Annotated in this window: 17 protein-coding genes; 4 read left to right on the top strand and 13 right to left on the bottom strand. The window is 69.5% G+C overall.

Translation table 11 applies throughout. The features are described 5' to 3' along the window. The first annotated feature begins 179 nt into the window (after positions 1–179). Positions 180–767, top strand: a complete 588-nt coding sequence (locus tag ACFOY2_RS15425) for a hypothetical protein (RefSeq protein ID WP_379528692.1) — start codon at positions 180–182, stop codon at positions 765–767. 28 nt (positions 768–795) lie between these two features. Continuing rightward, positions 796–1536 carry a DUF427 domain-containing protein gene (locus ACFOY2_RS15430; protein ID WP_379528693.1) on the top strand — a complete coding sequence of 247 codons (741 nt, stop codon included), beginning with the start codon at positions 796–798 and terminating at the stop codon, positions 1534–1536. A 114-nt stretch (positions 1537–1650) separates the two neighbouring features. Here ACFOY2_RS15430 and ACFOY2_RS15435 read toward each other — a convergent pair whose 3' ends face one another. The 8 genes from ACFOY2_RS15435 to ACFOY2_RS15470 all read right to left on the bottom strand — a co-directional run bounded on the left by ACFOY2_RS15435 (position 1651) and on the right by ACFOY2_RS15470 (position 8084). After that, the gene (locus ACFOY2_RS15435; RefSeq protein WP_379528694.1) at positions 1651–2874 is read right to left on the bottom strand and encodes an RNA polymerase sigma factor; all 1224 of its coding nucleotides are present in this window, start codon (positions 2872–2874) and stop codon (positions 1651–1653) included. A gap of 3 nt (positions 2875–2877) precedes the next feature. After that, positions 2878–3291 carry a YciI family protein gene (locus tag ACFOY2_RS15440; protein ID WP_379528695.1) on the bottom strand — a complete coding sequence of 138 codons (414 nt, stop codon included), beginning with the start codon at positions 3289–3291 and terminating at the stop codon, positions 2878–2880. Between the two features lie 26 nt (positions 3292–3317). After that, complete coding sequence (locus ACFOY2_RS15445) at positions 3318–3647, bottom strand: hypothetical protein (RefSeq protein ID WP_379528696.1); 330 nt, start codon at positions 3645–3647, stop codon at positions 3318–3320. A 106-nt stretch (positions 3648–3753) separates the two neighbouring features. Then, the gene (locus tag ACFOY2_RS15450) at positions 3754–4494 is read right to left on the bottom strand and encodes a DUF1963 domain-containing protein (protein WP_379528697.1); all 741 of its coding nucleotides are present in this window, start codon (positions 4492–4494) and stop codon (positions 3754–3756) included. A gap of 163 nt (positions 4495–4657) precedes the next feature. After that, entirely contained in the window at positions 4658–4996 is a 339-nt protein-coding gene (locus ACFOY2_RS15455; RefSeq protein WP_379529010.1) for a dihydrofolate reductase family protein, read from the bottom strand. 97 nt (positions 4997–5093) lie between these two features. Next, on the bottom strand, positions 5094–6041 hold the full coding sequence (locus ACFOY2_RS15460; RefSeq protein ID WP_379528698.1) for a sigma-70 family RNA polymerase sigma factor: 948 nt from the start codon (positions 6039–6041) through the stop codon (positions 5094–5096). A 253-nt stretch (positions 6042–6294) separates the two neighbouring features. Then, a complete protein-coding gene (locus tag ACFOY2_RS15465) occupies positions 6295–7491 on the bottom strand; it encodes an FAD-dependent oxidoreductase (RefSeq protein ID WP_379528699.1) in 1197 nt (398 codons plus the stop codon). Beyond that, the gene (locus ACFOY2_RS15470) at positions 7488–8084 is read right to left on the bottom strand and encodes a PadR family transcriptional regulator (protein ID WP_379528700.1); all 597 of its coding nucleotides are present in this window, start codon (positions 8082–8084) and stop codon (positions 7488–7490) included. Before ACFOY2_RS15470 ends, ACFOY2_RS15465 begins: the two co-directional genes overlap by 4 nt. Positions 8085–8358: 274 nt before the next feature. On the opposite strand from ACFOY2_RS15470, the gene ACFOY2_RS15475 reads away from it, so the two are divergent. After that, entirely contained in the window at positions 8359–9933 is a 1575-nt protein-coding gene (locus ACFOY2_RS15475) for a hypothetical protein (RefSeq protein WP_379528701.1), read from the top strand. A gap of 64 nt (positions 9934–9997) precedes the next feature. On the opposite strand, the gene ACFOY2_RS15480 is transcribed toward ACFOY2_RS15475, so the two are convergent. The 3 genes from ACFOY2_RS15480 to ACFOY2_RS15490 form a co-directional block, all read right to left on the bottom strand. Continuing rightward, positions 9998–10534 (bottom strand): hypothetical protein, encoded by a 537-nt coding sequence (locus tag ACFOY2_RS15480; RefSeq protein ID WP_379528702.1) that lies wholly within the window; start codon positions 10532–10534, stop codon positions 9998–10000. Next, positions 10531–11652, bottom strand: coding sequence for a helix-turn-helix domain-containing protein (locus ACFOY2_RS15485; RefSeq protein WP_379528703.1), 1122 nt, complete (start codon positions 11650–11652; stop codon positions 10531–10533). The genes ACFOY2_RS15480 and ACFOY2_RS15485 overlap by 4 nt, the downstream gene beginning before the upstream one ends. An 84-nt stretch (positions 11653–11736) precedes the next feature. Next, the gene (locus tag ACFOY2_RS15490) at positions 11737–12429 is read right to left on the bottom strand and encodes a TetR family transcriptional regulator (protein ID WP_379528704.1); all 693 of its coding nucleotides are present in this window, start codon (positions 12427–12429) and stop codon (positions 11737–11739) included. Positions 12430–12528: 99 nt separating this feature from the next. Here ACFOY2_RS15490 and ACFOY2_RS15495 point away from each other — a divergent pair, with 99 nt between their 5' ends. Then, the gene (locus ACFOY2_RS15495) at positions 12529–14124 is read left to right on the top strand and encodes an FAD-dependent monooxygenase (protein ID WP_379528705.1); all 1596 of its coding nucleotides are present in this window, start codon (positions 12529–12531) and stop codon (positions 14122–14124) included. Here ACFOY2_RS15495 and ACFOY2_RS15500 read toward each other — a convergent pair. Further along, positions 14117–15379, bottom strand: a complete 1263-nt coding sequence (locus ACFOY2_RS15500) for a M20/M25/M40 family metallo-hydrolase (protein ID WP_379528706.1) — start codon at positions 15377–15379, stop codon at positions 14117–14119. The two genes, ACFOY2_RS15495 and ACFOY2_RS15500, sit on opposite strands and share 8 nt — an antisense overlap. Continuing rightward, positions 15376–17238, bottom strand: coding sequence for a dipeptidyl-peptidase 5 (locus ACFOY2_RS15505; RefSeq protein WP_379528707.1), 1863 nt, complete (start codon positions 17236–17238; stop codon positions 15376–15378). Before ACFOY2_RS15505 ends, ACFOY2_RS15500 begins: the two co-directional genes overlap by 4 nt. Positions 17239–17241 lie beyond the last annotated feature (3 nt).

The following is a 17241-nucleotide window of genomic DNA, read 5'->3' on the forward strand; positions in this document are numbered from 1 at the left end:
GAGACAAACGATGCTAAAGTGAATATTGAGGCGATTGCTTCCTAATAGTCACCGATTACGGGTGACCTTCTCAAACACCATCTCCCTGGGCGCGGCCATCCCCTGAGGTGGGGTGTTGCGACGACCACTAGAACGGAAGCGGGAAAGGGCGGGGGCATGATCGCGTAGGCTTTCGTGGCATGATGGCCGACCTTGTGGCGAAACGGGTGACGGACGTGCTCGCGCCCCAGGTGCTGGTCATCGTCATGCCGCCGCTCGTGGGCCTGCTCGCCCAGGGCTGGGGCGGGGCCGCGTGGGGGCTGGTGGCCTCGGCGTTCTGCGGCGGCGTCCCGGCGGCGGTGATCGCGCTGGGGGTGCGCTCAGGCCGCCTCGACTCGCACCACATCGTGGACCGCGCCAGGCGCACCGGCCCGCTGCTGGCCGCCTCGGTGGCCGTACTGGCGGCGCTCGCGCTGCTGGTCGTGCTGGGCGCGCCGACGCTGCTGGTGGCCACCGTGAGTGCGATGCTGGCCGCGCTGGCCGTCACCGTCCCGATCACCCTGCGGTGGAAGATCTCCTTCCACGCCGCCGTGTCGGCGGGCACGGTCGTGGTGATCGCGCACGTCCTGCCCCCGTGGCCGACCGCGATGATCGGCGGCGCCGTCGTGGCGCTGGTGTGCTGGGCCAGGGTGCGGCTGATCCACCACACGTGGGCGCAGGTGGCCGCGGGCGCGGCGGTCGGCGTGCTGACGACCTGGACGACGCTGGCGGCGTTCGGCGTGGAATAGGAGCACGCCCGCCGGGGTTGCCGCGAGCATGGATGCCACGAACCGCGGCCGGGTACGCGTCGAACGCACGGCCAAGCGTGTGAGGACCTATCTGGGCGGCCGGGTGGTGGCCGACACCACCTCCGCCCTCCTGGTGTGGGAGGTGCCCTACTATCCCGCCTACTACTTCCCGCTCGAAGACGTCGACGAGTCGGCGCTCAAGGCGACGGGCGCCACCAAACACTCCCCGAGCAGGGGCGAGGCCGTGGTGTACACGGTCAGCTCCGGCACGAAGGAGGCCGCGGACGCCGCCCTGGCCTATCCGGACTCGCCGCTGGAGGAGATCCGGGGCCACGTCCGTTTCGAGTGGGACGCGATGGACTCCTGGTTCGAGGAGGACGAGCAGGTATACGTCCATCCGCGCGACCCGTACACGCGGGTGGACATCCTGCCCAGCTCGCGGCACATCCGGGTCGAGGTGGACGGCGTCACCGTGGCCGACTCCCGCCACGCGCGCATCCTCTTCGAGACCGGGCTGCCCGCCCGCTACTACCTGCCCAAGACGGACGTACGTCTCGATCTCCTCGAACACACCGACACCATCACCCACTGCCCTTACAAGGGGAGCGCCGAGTACTGGACGCTCAACGGCCGGCAGGACCTGGCCTGGTCCTACCCGACGCCGCTGCCGGAGAGCGAGCGGGTCGCGGGGCTGGTCGCGTTCTACAACGAGAAGCTCGACATCTACGTGGACGGCGTGCTGCAGGAGCGCCCGAAGACGAAGTTCTGAGTCGCAGGGCGGCCTTCCGGCCGTGGCGCCCTGCGCGAGAAGGGCTTCACGTGGGACCAGATCGCCGACGTCCTCTCGCTCACGCACGACGTCGGCCCGGTTCACCGCGAAGGCTCAGGGGCCGAGGCGGCCGGCCTTGGCGTTGAGGTAGCGTTGTTGAGGCAGGCTTGGTGTGCGCCGTGCTGCCTCCAGATATTGCTCGCGTGCCGCTTCAGGGTTTCCGGCCAGTTCCAGCAGATGGGCTCGTACGGCGTGCACGCGGTGGTCGCCGCTCATGCGCGGGTCGGCGGCTACCGTCTCCAGCAGCGGCAGTGCGGCCAGCGGGCCGCGGGCCATCGCCACCGCGACCGTGTGGTTGAGCGCCACGACCGGGTTGTCGCCGTGGCGTAGCAGCAGCTCGTACAGGCCCACAATCTGCGGCCAGTCGGTCTGGTCTGCGCTGGGAGCCTCATCGTGGACGGCGGCGATGGCCGCCTGCAGCTGGTAGGGGCCGGGCACGCCGCGCGGCAGGGTGGCGGTGATGAGCGCGATGCCCTCGGTGATGTCGTCGGTGCGCCACAGGCGGCGATCCTGCTCGGCCATGGGGATGAGGCGGCCGTCCGGACCGGTGCGGGCCGGGCGGCGAGCATCGGTGAGCAGCATGAGCGCCAGCAGTCCGCTCACCTCGTTGTCGTCGGGCAGCAGACGGTGCAGCAGCTGGGTCAGCCGGATCGCCTCGGTTGCCAGCTCCACACGCTGCAGTTGCGGCCCCGCCGTGCTGACATACCCTTCGTTGAAGATCAGATACAGGACGTGCAGGACCGCTGCCAGCCGGGCGGCCCGCTCACGGCCGGTCGGCATCGCGAACGGCAGGCCGCTGTCGCGGATGCGGTGTTTGGCCCGGCTGATCCGGCGCGCCATGGTCGCCTCCGGCACCAGGAAGGCCCGGCCGATCTCCGCGATGCTCAGCCCGCCGACCGCCCGCAGGGTGAGCGCGATCTGTGCGGTGCCGGGCAGCGCGGGGTGGCAGCACAGAAACAGCAGGATCAGCGTGTCGTCGGCATCGGCAGGTGGCCGGTCGGCGGCCGGGGAAAGCCACTGCTCGGGTAGCACCCAGCCGGCCACGGTCTCCTCGCGGCGGCGCCGAGCCTGCTCGTTGCGCAGCAGATCGGTCAGCCGCCGCGAGGCGACAGTGATCAGCCAGCCGCCCGGGTTATCCGGGACACCCTGCTTGGGCCACTGCCCGGCGGCGGCCAGCAGGGCCTCCTGCACGGCGTCCTCGGCGGTGGCGAAATTGCCGTATTGGCGTACCAGCGCGCCGAGGACCCGCGGCGCCAGCTCACGCAGCAGGTCCTCCACGCCTCACACCTCCAGGTCCTGGACCGCCTCGGCCAGCGGCCGGACATCGGCGTAGGCGTTGGCGGCCAGCTGTGGCGGCGCCGGGCACTCGCCCAGCCGGGCGGCGATCTGGGTCGCGCGATCAAAGCTGTCGCACTCCACGATCCAGTAGCCGGCCAGCACCTCCTGCGTTTCGGCGTAGGGGCCATCGGTGACGTACGGCACACCGTCGCGGCCGCCGACGCGGCGGGTGTGCACCGGGGCGGCCAGTGCCCTGGTCTCCACCAGCTCGCCGGAGTCGGCCAGGGACTGGTTGAAGCTGTCCATCCAGGCATACATCGGGCCGAAGTCTTCCGGCTTCAGGCCCAGATCGGCGCCGTTGCCGCCCATCGCGTCGTACTCCTGCTGGGAGGCGTAGCTGAGGATGATGTACTTCATCGTGCTCTCCTTGTCGGTTGGTGCGTTCACGGGAGACGTCGAAGCTGGCGCCGCCGATCGGACAGCAGACGGACATCAGAATGCTCTGATGTCCGGATGAGCAGGAGGGCAAGAGCCGCGAACTGGACGAACTGGACCGCGGAACCGAGCACCAGGCGCAGGCTGAGACTGTCCAGATCAGGCCAGGCCACGATGACGGCATACAGGACCGACGCCCCGACGCACGCCCACGCCCACCCGCGCCGACCCAGCCGGAAGAACCTGCGCGCCCACACAACGCACACGGCGATCCAGGCGAGCAGGAACAGCGGACCGGCCAGAACACCACAGGCCAGCAGACGAGAGGTGGCGAACATACGGGGACTCCTTCCGAGTGGTGTCACCTCGGAGGTCGAAGCCACAGCGCGGATCCGGACACCGCCACGAAGCGCTACTGACACTCCGTGCCGTCGGCCGCCGCGCTCAGTTAAGGTGGAAGAGGGTCTGGGTCGGGCGGTCCGGGCAGGAACGGCACTCGAAGATGTACACGTCGCCTCCGCCTCCCACTTCCAGGCCGTGCGGGTTCTTTGTGGCCGCGGCTCGTTGGAAGCGGTGATTCCGGAAATAGAGCGGCCCGCCGTCGTCGTCGGGCCGGTCCTCCACCGGGAGCCAGGTCCGCCAGGACTCTCCGTCGAACTCCTCGTGCCGTACGGACAGCAGATGCTCGACGGGCCCTCCGCACCTCTCGCAGGCGAACCATCTCGTCGCGGCGATCAGGCCGTTGGGGTAGCCGCCAACCTTGGTTCCAGGGGCCACGCTGAGGTGGTAGTAGTAGTCCCACCCGGTGGCCTCCTTCAGCCCGTCCAGTTGGCCGTCGATCGTGTTGTGCAGATCATCCGGCATCTCGTACCCGTGGGGGTACTCCATCACCTGCTCCGGATGCACCACACAGGGCACGGGAACGTGGCCCTGCGGAGCGTCAGCGGATCGCGGGGGCGAGGCGAGCACGCGGCGGACGTCGGCCGCGTCCTTGGCGTAGTGCTCCTCGGCGCACGACGGCCAGGGCTCATCGGCCGGCCATCGTAAAGGCCCCCCGAAGGAGCTGTTCTCGTAGGACGGAACTCCCGTGCGCGGATGAAGCCGAAGCGCCTGCCTGCCGAGCGGCTTCAGTTGCGGGAAGAGCTCCGCCACCGCTACCGGCCGGGGCGGGGTATGACGAGCCATCAACGTCTCCGATCGCGCTGGACGCACGGACTCTATCGCCCAGGTCCGACAGCGCCTCGGACAGCCAGGCTGCTCGCGCGGATCGATCGGCTGGACGACGGCGACCCCATCGAGGAGTACCTGATCCAGGTGCGGCCCGCCCCGCGGGACGGGCCCGTCATGGTCAGGTCCACCAGCAAGACCGCGGCCATGTGGACAAACGCGGTGAGGTCTGCCTGTTGAGCAGTGTCGCGGCCGCCGCGCAGGCGGTCATGCCACCTCCCGCCGGTACCGTGTCAGGACGGCGGCGCCGGCCGGTTCGGCCGACAGGCACTCCAGGTAAGCGGGTGGCCCGCCGGCGGGAAAAAAGCCGATCGCCGGTGCCGAGGATGGTGGGGAAGGTCAGCAGCCGGTATTCGTCGATCAGGTCCTCGGCCATCAGCGCATGGACGACGCTCAGGCTTCCGGTGATGATCACATCCCGCTGCTCGCGCTTGACGGCGTCGATGAGGTCGCCGTCGATGACCTGCGAGTTGGCCCAGGCCGAGGACGATGACGCTCACGATGGGTGTCCCTTTCGTTTGATGCTCACCTGTATGTACCGGCGGCATCGGCCGGACTCATCGCGATCTGTCGAACGTGTTGAAAACAATCTCCTGGGACAGGCCGAACGCCTCGAACACGGCGGGATCGGCGAAGACGACGTTACGCGCGATCCGGCCACTGGTGACCGTGAAGACCTGGAGCGTGTGCAGGCGATGTCCGCCACCGGGCTCGGGGGCGTACGCGGCGAGCGCGGGCTGGCCGTTGGCGGTGAGGCGCCTGAGGCCCCAGCCGGTCCCGCGCATGTCGAACACGCGACGCATGAACAGGCCGTAGTCGTGGCTGCCCCGGTACCACAGCGGCACGGGCGGCATCTCCAGGACGGCGTCGTCGGTGAGGAGCCGGACGAGTGCGGGGACGTCGGCTGTCTCGAACGCCCGCATGTACCGCTCGATCACCTGGCGCACCTTCGGGTCGTCCGGCTCGCTGACCTCGCCGGCGTCCGTGGCCTCGCCCGCTTCGGCGAGGGCGGCGCGGGCCCGCTGCAAGGCGCTGTTGACGGCCGGGACCGTGGTGCCGAGCTGGACGGCCACCTCGGCGGCGCTGAACTCCAGTACCTCGCGCAGCACGAGCACGGCCCGCTGACGCGGCGGCAGCGTCTGCATCGCCGCCACCAGCGCGAGCCGCATGTCGGCCCGTACCCCCACCTCGAACCGGGCGTGGGGAAACGGCTGAAGCCAGGGAATGTCGAGGGCCGGTGCGAGCGGCGCCCCGGGATCATCGCTGGGCGCGCCCAGCCCGGACGGCAACGGCCGCCGCGCTCGGCCCTCCAGCGCGCTCAGGCAGACGTTGGTCGCGATCCGATACAGCCAGGTCCGCAGCGACGCGCGGGTGCTGTCGTACCGATTTCGGGCCTTCCACGCCCGCAGCATCGTCTCCTGTACCTGGTCCTCAGCCTCGTGGAATGACCCCACCATCCGATAGCAGTACGCCACCAATTCGGCTCGATACGGCTCAAAATCCACCGCCCCATCATGGCGCACGCGACATCCACACGTCTGCGGGCAAGCATTCACGTCGTGAGCATGACGTAGCGGTGCGAGAGCTGTTGATCGCTCTGACGCGTGCTCCGATCGGAGCTGAACAGGCTGTCGAGGGGCTATGGGGAGGGGGTTGGCCGAGGCCGCTGTGTGCTTCACCAAGAAGCTCGACATCTACGTGGACGACGTGCTCCAGGAGCGCCCGAAGACGAGGTTCTGAGCCGCGGCGACCCGGATGTCACCGGGCGGCGGCGGGCTCGTCAGTGAGGCGGTGGCCGTAGACCTCCTCGGTGTAGGCGCTGTTGGCCGCCGCCCGCAGGATGAGCGGCATGAAGGAGTCGAGGAAGAGCCGGCCCACCGGACCCGCGGCCTTGCTGTTGTTGATGCGCGCCGCCTGCTTGACGATCTTCTCCACCCTGGGGCGGCGCAGCTCGACGAACCTGTCGAAGGCGGCGGTGTGGGAACGGGTGTCGCGCAGGCAGCGGCCCAGGATCACGGCGTCCTCGACGGCCAGCGAGGCGCCCTGGCCGGAGCTGGGCGAGGGCGCGTGCGCGGCGTCCCCCAGGACGATCATCCGGCCTCGGTGCCAGGTGGGCAGGCGTTTGAGCAGGTGGACCGGGCTGGCCTTCATGACCTGCTCGACGGGTGTGGCCTCGAGGATGCGCACGGCGGGGCCGGCGTCGTCCTTGAAGGCGTCCACGAGCGTGCGCAGCCACTGCTCGCCGGTGATCGGCGCGAGCTCGCCGCGATCGGGTTCGGCGGCGCGCGGGAGGTTGACGAACCACCAGACCTCGCGGTCGGGAGCGACGGCGTAGCCGAAGAACGCGCGCCGTCCGAAGATCATCGTGTATGAGCCGGGCTCCTCGTCGACCCGCACGCCCCGCGTGTAGCCGCCGAGGCTGATCAGGCCCGCGTACGCGGCGGCGGGCGCCAGGGGATCGACGGCCCCGCGGACGGTCGAGTGCACGCCGTCACAGCCGATCAGCAGGTCCCCGGTGGCGGTGGTGCCGTCGGCGAAGGTGGCGCGGACGTCCGTGCCGGACTGTTCGGCGCTGACCAGGCGCCTGCCGTGGTGGATCGGGATGCCCCGGCCGGCCGCCTCCTCGTAGAGCGCGCGATACAGGTCGGCGCGCCTGACGGTCCTCGACGGCGCGCCGTTCGCGGCGCTGATCTTGGAGATGCCCAGCCGCTTGCCCTTGGCGCCGCGCAGGGTGATCTCCGGGGTGGCGAAGCCGTCGGCGGTGGCCCGCCCGTCGGCGCCGATCGCGGCCAGCGCGTCGATGCCGTTGGAGCCGAGGGTGAGGAAGACCCCGGCGCCGTCCGCGCCTTCCGGGTACGCCTCGTAGATGGTGGGTTCGATGCCGGCCTGCTGGAGTGCCATGGCGGTCGCCGGTCCGGCGATCCCTCCGCCGATCACGAGGGCTGTGCGGCTCATGCTTGTCGTTCCTCCATGTCGTGGTGGAAGGCGGCCCATTGACGGCCCCAGTCGTTGTCGATCCGCTCGATGAACCGGGTGGTGAACGCCTGGTCGGCCTCCAGGAGTGCCAGGCGGTAGTCCTCCTCGACGAGGAACAGCGGGTGCGTGCCGGCCGCCACGGTGTCGTCGATCAGCGTGCGAATCTCCGTTCGCTGCGCGGACAGGCGGCGCAGCCGTTCGTTGAGCAACTCGATCACCTCGTCGGGGTGCAGCGCGCCGATCAGGGACAGCGCGGCGACGAAGCGCGGGTACTCGTGGCCGGGATCGGCCACCAGCTCCCGCATCCACTCCCGCAACTCGGCGCGGCCGGCGTCGGTGAGCGAGTAGACGGTGCGCTCGGGACGCTGCCCTTCGCGCGTCGTCTCCTGCTCGACGATGAGGCCCGCCTTGGCGAGCTGCCCGAAGACCATGTAGAGCGATCCGTGGCTGAACTTGATGCTGCGCGCGTCGTCGTTGTCGCGCATGGTCCGGGACAGCTCGTACGGGTGCATCGGCCGCCCGCTCAGGTACGACAACACCGCCAGCCCCAGCAGATTGCCCCGCCTGCCCATCGTCTGCTCCCTTCGTCAGTTATGACTATCCACGATCGACTAGTCAGAATCAACTATTTCGGTAAAAGTCCGGCTCGCGGAGTGCTGTGAAGGACTTGCCGTGAGGCTGAACCCCCCGGCTCGGATGCGCCCATTACTGCGCAAGACTTCGGCCCTGACCTGGGTAAACGCTGGTGATCTGACGCCCGGTATTCCCTCCCCGGCGCAACCTCTCGATCAATCTGTGACCACGCAAGTACAATGCGTATGCATCCCTTGACGAGAGGTGAGCGTGATGTCCGGTGAGGGCTATCGAGTTCTGCTTCTGTCCCGTTCTTGGGGCAAGCGCCTACGTGAGAAGGGGTTCACGTGGGACCAGATCGCCGACGTCCTCGAACTCACGCACAACGCCGGCCCGCTGCGCCGTTACCGGCTGGCCCACGGTCGGACCGCCGCCGAGGTGGTGTCCATGGTCAACGACGCCGACCCGGCGGGCACGGCCTGCATGCGAGAAGCTCGGCTTTACTCCTTCGAGACGTGGCCGGAAGCGGGCCGCCGCCCGTCCGCGCGACTCCTCGCGATGCTGGCCAAGATCTACCAGACCGCCGCCACCTGCCTGGTCACCGACGACGTCCTGAGCACCTGCAGCGCCGTCGACCGGGACGAGATAGACGGCGCGGATTTCCGCGACCTGGACGTCAATCGTCCTCGCGAAGCTCGTGTCACCATGGAACCGAGCGCAGCGGCCACACCCACCGACACGTCGCTCCTGGACGCTTCGGCGTGCGTGCGACTGCTGCGCGCCATCGACGTCGAGGAGACCGACGTGAAACGACGGGAACTGCTTTTCCAACTGGCCCTGGTACTGGGCGGAAGCAAGGCACTCGACTTCCTGCGCATCCTCACTCCCGACGAGGAAGACCGCCTGGCCGGAGTACTCCGCAACACCTGCCGCGTGGACGAGACAACAGCGCGCACCTTCGAGAAACTCACCATGCACGCCCGCCAAGCCGACGACAAGTTCGGGCCGGTCAGCCTGCTCCCCGTGGTGAACGGGCATCGCACAGCGCTCGCCCAGATACTCGCTCGCGAGTCGATGTCACCCATGCTGCGAGACCGACTCCTCAGTTCATATGCGCAACTGTCCCAACTCTCCGGTTTTCTCGCCTATGACCTACTCGATTACGCAGCGGCCGAGCACGCGGCCAACGATGGGCTGAGAGCCGCACTCGAACTCGGCGACCCAACGTCGATCGGCTACATGCATTGCCGGATGAGCACCATGGCCGCCTACCGGCAGCAGGCGACCGCGGCTCTGGACCACGCCTTCGCCGCGAGGGGCTGGGCAGCACGATCCCCGAGCAAGCTGTTGCGTGCACAGGCCGAATCGGTGACTTCGCAGGCCCACGCCCTTGGAGGCAAAGCCTTGGCAAGCGCCCAGGCGCGCGACAGCGCCATGGCGCTGGCTGCCGCGCCGGGCGATTCCGAGCCGGCGTTCCTCTACTGGGTCTCGCCGTCCATGATCGAGAGTAAGGCGGCCCGGTCGCTGATCTGGTTGAGACAGGCCGGACCTGCTGTGACGGCGGCCCAGCGGTCGCTGGCCGGACTCGATCCGAGTTACAAGCGGGAGCGTGCGTTCGCACTCGTTCAATACGCCGAGGCCATGATCTTGGCCAAGGAGATCCCGGAGGCGACGAGCAGGCTGGCGGAGGCCGCCGGCATCGCCGCGAAGCACAGTTCGGCCCGTCCGATCGATCAGCTCAAAAGGGTGCGGGCCCATCTGGAGCCGTGGGCCGGAGACAGCCACGTTCGCCGGTTGGACGAGACCCTGCGGTTCCACGGGCTGAAGGCGCAGCCTATCTCGGTCTGACAAGTGACCGTACGCCGCCGTGGAGACGCTTCCGTCTCCACGGCGGCTTCCAGTTTTCGCGCCCTTACTGCAGATCGGCAGGGCGGTTGGGCAAGCGGAGATGGCGGCCGAGGCGGGTCATTTCATGAAGCAGCTTGAAGCCCTCCTCGGCGGAGCAGAGCCCTTCTACGGCTGCTTCGCAGAACAGGTCCATGGTGTCTCGAGTGGTGATGCCCCGCGCACGGGCGTACTCCCCAGCGTCTCGATCGTCTGTGATCCAGAAGGATCCGCGGAACTGTGACCAGTTGAGAATGACGTGACATGTCTGTGCTTCGCCCAAGTGTTGGGTGGGCCTCTGGGGTGAACCGCCGAATACCGCACGGCGTACCTGCTCGATCTGGCGGCTCTCGTTCAGGTCGGTGATCTCGATGGGTTCGCCCAGCCAGCCGTCCTGGCTGACCATGCCCAGTTCCGGATAGATGGCCTTCGACTTGCCGGCCTCGGCTTCGATGGCCTCGACCCAGCGGCCTCGGCCACGCAGAATCTCCTCCAAGAGTCGTAGGCGTGAAACCGTGGCGAAGTTGCAGAGCACGGTGTTATCGGGGAACCAGTACCAGGTCATGATGCTAGCGGAGGTTCCTCTCCGGCTTGTTCGAGCGCTTGCCGGATGGTCTCGCTGTCCATGCCGATCAGGTTGGCGAAGGGACGCAGGGTCGAGGCCCCGTCGAGGTAGGCCTGGAAGGTGTCGCGCAACAGCAGCTGTGGGATCCGACGGTGGGAGGCGGCGTCGATCCACTCGGTGAACGAACCCAGCTCGCCGGCCAGCAGAGCCGCCGACTCGGTGGTTATGCCTCGATACCGGTCGCAGAGGTCCTTGGGAATCAGGTTCAGGTTGTGCAGTCGCCAGGCCAACGCGCTGGGCGATACCCACCACCGGAAGGCCAGCTTGGCGAAGGCCTCCTTTGCCCAGGTCATTCCGCTCGTCTCGGACCTCAGCATGTCTTCGGGTAGGAGGAAGGCGGTGGCGAAGGCGTTGGCCCGGATCTCGGACGACTGGCGGCTGTGGCGTTTGTCGTAAATATCGGCTTCCACAAGCAGGCCCTGATCGTCACCGGCCAGCACGTGTCCCAGCTCATGGGCGAGCGTGAACCGCTGGCGGCTGGGGACCGTCGAGGTCCCGGCAACGATCAGCCGGGCATGCTCCTTGGTGCAGGCCAGACCGTCGAATCCGTTTGGCAGGTCGCTGATCGCCACATCGATCTTAAAGACATTCTCGATCAGCTCGGCCAGATCGCGGGTGTGGCTGGGATCGGCTCCGGCATTGCGTGCCTGGTCGAGGGCCCATGCGGCGAGTTGCTGCCCTTGCCCGATCCACCTGTCGCCGATCGGCGGGGTTCGGGGGAGGACGGAGTGTTGCTCATAGCCGAGGAAGGCAAGGTCCGCGCGTAGCTGAGTGAGCCGGTCGGCCTCCAGGGTGACACTGCCCACAGAACTGTCCGGTGGGGACGAGAGCCGCGCCGCCAACGCAGGGGTTTCATCGGCGCCGAGCAGCCAGTCAACCGTCACGCCGCCGAGTTCGGCGAGCCGTGCCAGGTCGAGGGAGGTGAACCTCCGGGTCCCGGAGAGCGATTTGGACATCTTGGACGGGTCGAGCCCGGCCAGCACCGCGAACTCGCCCTGGCTCTGTCCGCTGTTTGTGATCAATTGGCGGACACGCTGCGCCACGACATCCCCGTTCATGGCTTCACCCTAAGCTTCTGTTGCGAAAATCGCAACAGAAGTTCATTGGGCAGCCTCGCCGGGACGGAAGCGCCGTTCTGAAGATCACTCACATGCCGAAAGCGAGGGCTGGTCGTCTGGCCGTATTCGTTTCGCCTCGGCGATCAGGCCGGTGATCAGCATGTTCAGGGCCTGCTCGAAGTCCGCCTCGGGTGTCACGCCCCGCTGGGTGCCGCGCAGTAGCCGGCTGAAGTGCGGCAGTGCCACCGGGTCAATCTCCCGGATGTAGGCGCCCACGTTCTCCTGGCCCGCGTGCCTGTCCGGGTCGCCGCTGAAGCCGCCGGTCGACATCAGCAGGCAGCCGAAGACCAGCCCGTTCACCGCCCCCAGCGCCCGCCAGGCGCCCACGTCGTCGAACCCCGCCTGGAACAGTGCCCCGGCCAGGCCGTCCAGCGGCTCCAGTGCGCGGACGGAGGTCGGGTTGGAGCGGTCGGTGACCAGCGCGAGCGGCACCACGGGGTGGCGGGCGAAGGCTCGGTACGTGCTCAGTGCCACCTGGCGGACTTGCTCGTGCCATGGCAGCGCCGGGTCCGGCCGTTCCACCTGGCTGAACACCCGCTCCGCGATGCCATCGAGGATGTCGGCCTTGTTCGAGACGTGGTTGTAGAGCGACATCGCCTCGACGCCGAGCGTTTTCGCCAGCCGCCGCATGGACAGCCCCTCCAGGCCCTCCTCGTCGGCCAGTTCGAGAGCTGCGTCCAGAACCTTTTCCCTGCTCAACGGCTCGCGCCGGGCCATGCAGTGCTCCTCTCGCCGCCTTCCCGATTGACGAAGCTTACGGTGTATGTGTTCTACTTACGACGTAAGCATACGCTGTAAGTAGGGAGGGATCGGGCAATGACCGATGTCATCGTGGTCGGCGGCGGGCCCGTCGGGCTGTTGCTGGCGTGTGAGCTGAAACTGGCGGGCGCGGACCCGCTGGTCCTGGAGGCGGCCACCGGGTTCGTGCCCGAGCGCAGCATGGGCCTGCGCTCGCTCAACGCGCGCAGCGTGCAGTCGCTGGCCCTGCGCGGCCTGGCTCAGGCGGCGGCCGAAGAACAGCGGGCCATGCTGGACGAGCTGGCCGGGCGGCGCGACAGCGCGGAGGGGGCCGACGTCGTGGCACTGTTGATCGAGCTGCTGGGCAAAGGGCTGGTCAGGGGGCACTTCGGCGGGCTGCCGCTGCTGACCGACGGCGGCGCCGACTATCTCATGCTCAAACAGCACCGGCTGGAGGCTGTGCTCGCCGGGCGGGCCGACGAACTGGGCGTGCGGGTCCAGCGGGGGTGCGCGGTGGTGGACGTCGCGCAGGAGCCTGACGCGGTCGTCGCCACGCTCGCCGACGGGCGCGTCGTACGCGGCTCCTACCTGGTCGGGTGCGACGGCGGACGGAGTGTGGTGCGCAAGCGGACGGGGTTCGCGTTCGACGGGACGGCGGCCACCATGACTGGGCGTACCGCCGTGGCGGAGCTGGCCGACCCCGACGCCGTCTCCTCGTCGCTGCGCGGGCCAGGCGGGCTGGTGAACCTGTCGCTGGTGCCGGGGGAGATCGCGACCATCGAGTTCGACGGCGGTCCGGAGGAGCGAGACACACCGATGACGGCCGGGGAACTACAGGAGAGCCTGCGGCGGGTGACCGGGATCGACGTGGTCGTCTCCCGGCTGGAGACCGGGATCCGGTACGGCGACAACACCCGGCACGCGTCCACGTACCGGACGGGGCGGGTGCTGCTGGCGGGCGACGCCGCGCACGTGCACTCGCCGATCGGCGGCCAGGGGCTCAACCTCGGGCTGCAGGACGCGGTCAACCTGGGGTGGAAGCTGGCGCTCGTGGCACGGGGCCTGGCGCCCGAGAGCCTGCTCGACACCTACACGGGGGAACGGCATCCGGCGGCGGCCAGGGTTCTGCGCAACACGCGGGCCCAGGTGGCCCTCATGCGGCCGGGACCGCAGGTGGACGCGTTGCGCGAGGTCCTATCCGAGGTGCTGGAACTGCCGGAGGCCCGCGACCACTTCGGCGGCATGATGGACGGGACGGACATCGCCTACGCGCCCGGTGCCGATGCCCGCGTCGGCCGCTTCGCCCCGACAGCCCTTGAAGTAGTGGAGGCAGTGAGAGCAGCCGGGGACGAGGCAAGCGCGGGTGCCAGGTGGGCCGCCGCCGTCTCCGCACCGGGCGATCCTCGCGGCCGGTCGGCCGTTCTCACGCTCGGCGGCGCGCTGCGGGACGGGCGCGGGGTGCTGGTCGACCTGGAAGGCGGGGGAGACGGCGCGGCGTCGACCGTGGCCGGGCATCGGGGCCGGGTGCGGCTGGTCCGCGCTACCACGCCCGACCCCGACGGCGCCCAGGCCCTGCTGGTGCGCCCCGATGGTTACGTGGCCTGGGCGGGTGGCCGCGAGGGGGTCGGCGAGGCGCTCACCCGCTGGTTCGGCCCCGCCGCACCGGTCAAGTGAGCAGGCGGGTGAGGACGCGGGTGCCGAACTCCAGGCCCTCTACCGGTACTCGTTCGTCCTTGCCGTGGAACATGCCGAAGTAGTCCAGATCGGGACGGAGCATCAACGGCGCGAACCCGTACCCCTTGATGCCGATCCTGGCGAACGACTTGGCGTCGGTGCCGCCGCTCATCACGTACGGGACCGGCCGCGCGAGCGGGTCCTCGGCCACCAGTGCCCCCGCGAGCTCGTCGAAGAACGCCGACGGGAACGGCGCGTCCGGCGCGTCCTCGAGGTTGACGAACTCCCGGGTGATCTTGGGCCCGAGGAGCGCGTCGATGGTCTCCAGGAACTCCTCCTGCAGGCCCGGCAGGTACCGCCCGTCCACGTGCGCCTCGGCCGTGGAGGGCACCACGTTGACCTTGTAGCCGGCCTGCAGCATGGTCGGGTTCGCGGAGTTGCGGATCTGGCTCTTGAACAGGCTGCCCAGCGGGCCGAGCCGGGCCGCCTCCTCGTCCAGCCGGTCCAGGTCGATCGGCCGGCCGGTGATCTCCGACAGGTTCTGGACGAGGGCGGCGACCGACGGCGTCAGCCGTACCGGCCAGCGGTGGGAGGCCACCCGCGACAGGGCGTGCGCCAGCGTCGCGACCGGGTTGTCCACGGGCGGGCGCGAGCCGTGCCCCGCCACGCCGTGCGCGGTCACCTTCATCCAGGCGGTGCCGCGTTCGCCGACCGCGATCGGGTACACGCGGTGCTCGCCCGAGGCCACGCTGAAGCCGCCGGACTCGCTGATCGCCTCGGTGACGCCGTCGAACAGGTCGCGGTGCTCGGTGACGGCGTGGCGCGAACCGTAGTCGCCGGTCGCCTCCTCGTCGGCCAGGAACGCCAGCACCAGGTCACGCTTGGGCCGCACGCCGCGCGCCGCCAGGTCGAGCGCGGTCGCGATCGTCATCGCGCACGAGCCCTTCATGTCGACCGCGCCCCGGCCGTACACGCAGCCGTCTTCGACCTCGCCGGAGAACGGGTGCATGCGCCACTCGGCCGGGTCGGCGGGCACCACGTCGAGGTGGCCGTGGATGAGCAGCGCGTCGGGGGAGTCGCCGTCGATCCTGGCCACCACGGTGGTCCGCTTCGGCGCGGACTCGAACACCACCGGCGCGAGGCCCGCCTCCGACAGCAGCGTGGCCACGTACTCGGCCGCCGGTCGCTCGCCGGAGCCCGGATTGGTGGTGTCGAACCTGATCAGATCCGAGCAGATCTCGGCAACGCTCTTCACGCTCTCCCCTTCAGTGTCAACGGCGGTACTCCGGGCGTCTCCATGCCGAAGATCAGCCCGTAGAAGGCCAGTTCAGCCTCCAGCACCGCGACGATAGTCTCCTCCCTGCGCCATCCGTGCTGCTCCCCGGGGAAGGTGAGCAGTGCCCACTCTTTGCCATGTTTGTCCAGTTCGGCGGTGAAGCGTTCGGCCTGTCCGACGTCCACGATCGCGTCCTCCAGGCCGTGCAGCATCAGGCAGGGGCCGGAGGCGCGGGCCGCGTTCAGCAGCGGGGAGCGCTCGGTGTAACGGGCGCGGGTCTCCGGCAGCGGGCCGACCAGGCCGTCCAGGTAGCGGGACTCGAAGTCGTGCGTCTCGGCCGCCCAGCTCTCCGGGTCGGTGATCGCGTAGTGCGCGACCCCGCCCGCGAACACGTCGCTGTGCACGAGCGCGGCCACCGTCGTCCAGCCGCCGGCGCTGCCGCCCCTGATGGCGAGCTTGGCGGCGTCGGCGTAGCCCAGCTCGACCAGGCCGCGCGCGACCCTGGCGCAGTCGTGGACGTCCACCACTCCCCACTGGTGGCGCAGCCGCTCGCGGTAGGCGCGGCCGTAGCCGGTGGAGCCGCCGTAGTTCACCACGGCCACGCCGATGCCCCTGCTGGTGAAGTAGGAGATCTCCAGGTCCAGCATGATCGGCAGGTTGCCGGTGGGGCCGCCGTGCACGAAGATCACGTACGGTGCCGGGCCCGTGGCGCCGGCCGGTGGGTACACGTGCGCGTGCACGCCCTCGACGGTCATGGCCTCGGGGGTGGGCAGCAGATCGCGGTCGGGCAGGGGCTTGGGGGCGGAGACCACTTCGTGCTCGCCCGTGCCGAGGTCGACCAGCCTCACCTCCAGCGGCGTGTACGGCGTCGCGCCCACGGCCGCCGCCTTGCCGCCCGCGACCGACACGGTCGAGGCCCAATGGGTGGCCTCGCCGCCGATCTCCGTCAGCTCCCCGGTCCGCGGGTCGAGCACGCCGAGGCGGCGGTGGTCGGCGGTGCCGTACACGACGGCCAGGCGGCCGTCCTCCGCGACGGCCAGGTACGACATGCCCGGCTTCCACGCCGCGCCGCCGAACTCCAGCTCCATCGGGGTGAGGTTGCGGCCGGGGGAGCCGTCGAGGGGGATCAGGTGGACGTTCCACCAGCCGGTGGGGTCGGTGGCGGCGTACAGACCGGACTCGTCGCGCCACTCGGCCTGGGCGACGGACTCCTCGGGGCCTCCGGCGACCACGCGGTGTTCGCCGGCAGTGCCGTCCTCGTTCAGCGGGGCCACGCAGAGTTCGGTGCCGTCCCAGGGCATGTTCGGGTGGTCCCAGCCGATCCAGGCGACATGACGCCCGTCGGGCGAAATTCTGGGATTCATCAGGAAATGGTGGGCTTTGACGATCACCCTGACCGGGCCGCCGCCGAGCGGCGCCGCCACCAGGTCGCGCACGTCGTCGCTCTCCCTGACCGCCCACACCTCCTCGCGGCCCGGCGGCAGATAGAGGTCGGCGTAGCGCGAGGAGGCCTCCGGCGAGATCGCCACGGGCGTCCCCGCCCCGGCGTCGAGCCGGTACAGCCGCTGGTCGGCCCAGTTCGTGAAGACCAGCCCGCCGCCGGGCAGGGGACGCCACGAGCGGCCCCCGTACTCGATCACCCGGTTGCGCGCGTTCCACCCCGGGGGCAGCACGTCGGTGCGGGAGCCGTCCGGCAGGCGGCGCACCACGCAGCGCCGGCCGCCCTCGTGCGGGCGCGGCTCGTCCCACCAGACCTCGACGCCGGCGGGCGTGGCCACCGCCTCCACCCACTGGGGGCTGCCGTCGGTACGGGCCACGTCGATCGGTCGAATGCTCATCAA

Source organism: Nonomuraea purpurea (genome assembly GCF_042650645.1).
GTDB classification, from domain to species: Bacteria; Actinomycetota; Actinomycetes; order Streptosporangiales; family Streptosporangiaceae; genus Nonomuraea; species Nonomuraea purpurea.

Bases quoted from the DNA above. Each gene is read 5' to 3' on its own strand.
- ACFOY2_RS15445 (WP_379528696.1), bottom strand. From the start codon at position 3,647: ATGTTCGCCACCTCTCGTCTGCTGGCCTGTGGTGTTCTGGCCGGTCCG.
- ACFOY2_RS15485 (WP_379528703.1), bottom strand. From the start codon at position 11,652: ATGAACGGGGATGTCGTGGCGCAGCGTGTCCGCCAATTGATCACAAAC.
- ACFOY2_RS15470 (WP_379528700.1), bottom strand. From the start codon at position 8,084: ATGGGCAGGCGGGGCAATCTGCTGGGGCTGGCGGTGTTGTCGTACCTG.
- ACFOY2_RS15490 (WP_379528704.1), bottom strand. From the start codon at position 12,429: ATGGCCCGGCGCGAGCCGTTGAGCAGGGAAAAGGTTCTGGACGCAGCT.
- ACFOY2_RS15440 (WP_379528695.1), bottom strand. From the start codon at position 3,291: ATGAAGTACATCATCCTCAGCTACGCCTCCCAGCAGGAGTACGACGCG.
- ACFOY2_RS15425 (WP_379528692.1), top strand. From the start codon at position 180: ATGATGGCCGACCTTGTGGCGAAACGGGTGACGGACGTGCTCGCGCCC.
- ACFOY2_RS15495 (WP_379528705.1), top strand. From the start codon at position 12,529: ATGACCGATGTCATCGTGGTCGGCGGCGGGCCCGTCGGGCTGTTGCTG.
- ACFOY2_RS15475 (WP_379528701.1), top strand. From the start codon at position 8,359: ATGTCCGGTGAGGGCTATCGAGTTCTGCTTCTGTCCCGTTCTTGGGGC.
- ACFOY2_RS15465 (WP_379528699.1), bottom strand. From the start codon at position 7,491: ATGAGCCGCACAGCCCTCGTGATCGGCGGAGGGATCGCCGGACCGGCG.
- ACFOY2_RS15430 (WP_379528693.1), top strand. From the start codon at position 796: ATGGATGCCACGAACCGCGGCCGGGTACGCGTCGAACGCACGGCCAAG.
- ACFOY2_RS15505 (WP_379528707.1), bottom strand. From the start codon at position 17,238: ATGAGCATTCGACCGATCGACGTGGCCCGTACCGACGGCAGCCCCCAG.
- ACFOY2_RS15480 (WP_379528702.1), bottom strand. From the start codon at position 10,534: ATGACCTGGTACTGGTTCCCCGATAACACCGTGCTCTGCAACTTCGCC.
- ACFOY2_RS15450 (WP_379528697.1), bottom strand. From the start codon at position 4,494: ATGGCTCGTCATACCCCGCCCCGGCCGGTAGCGGTGGCGGAGCTCTTC.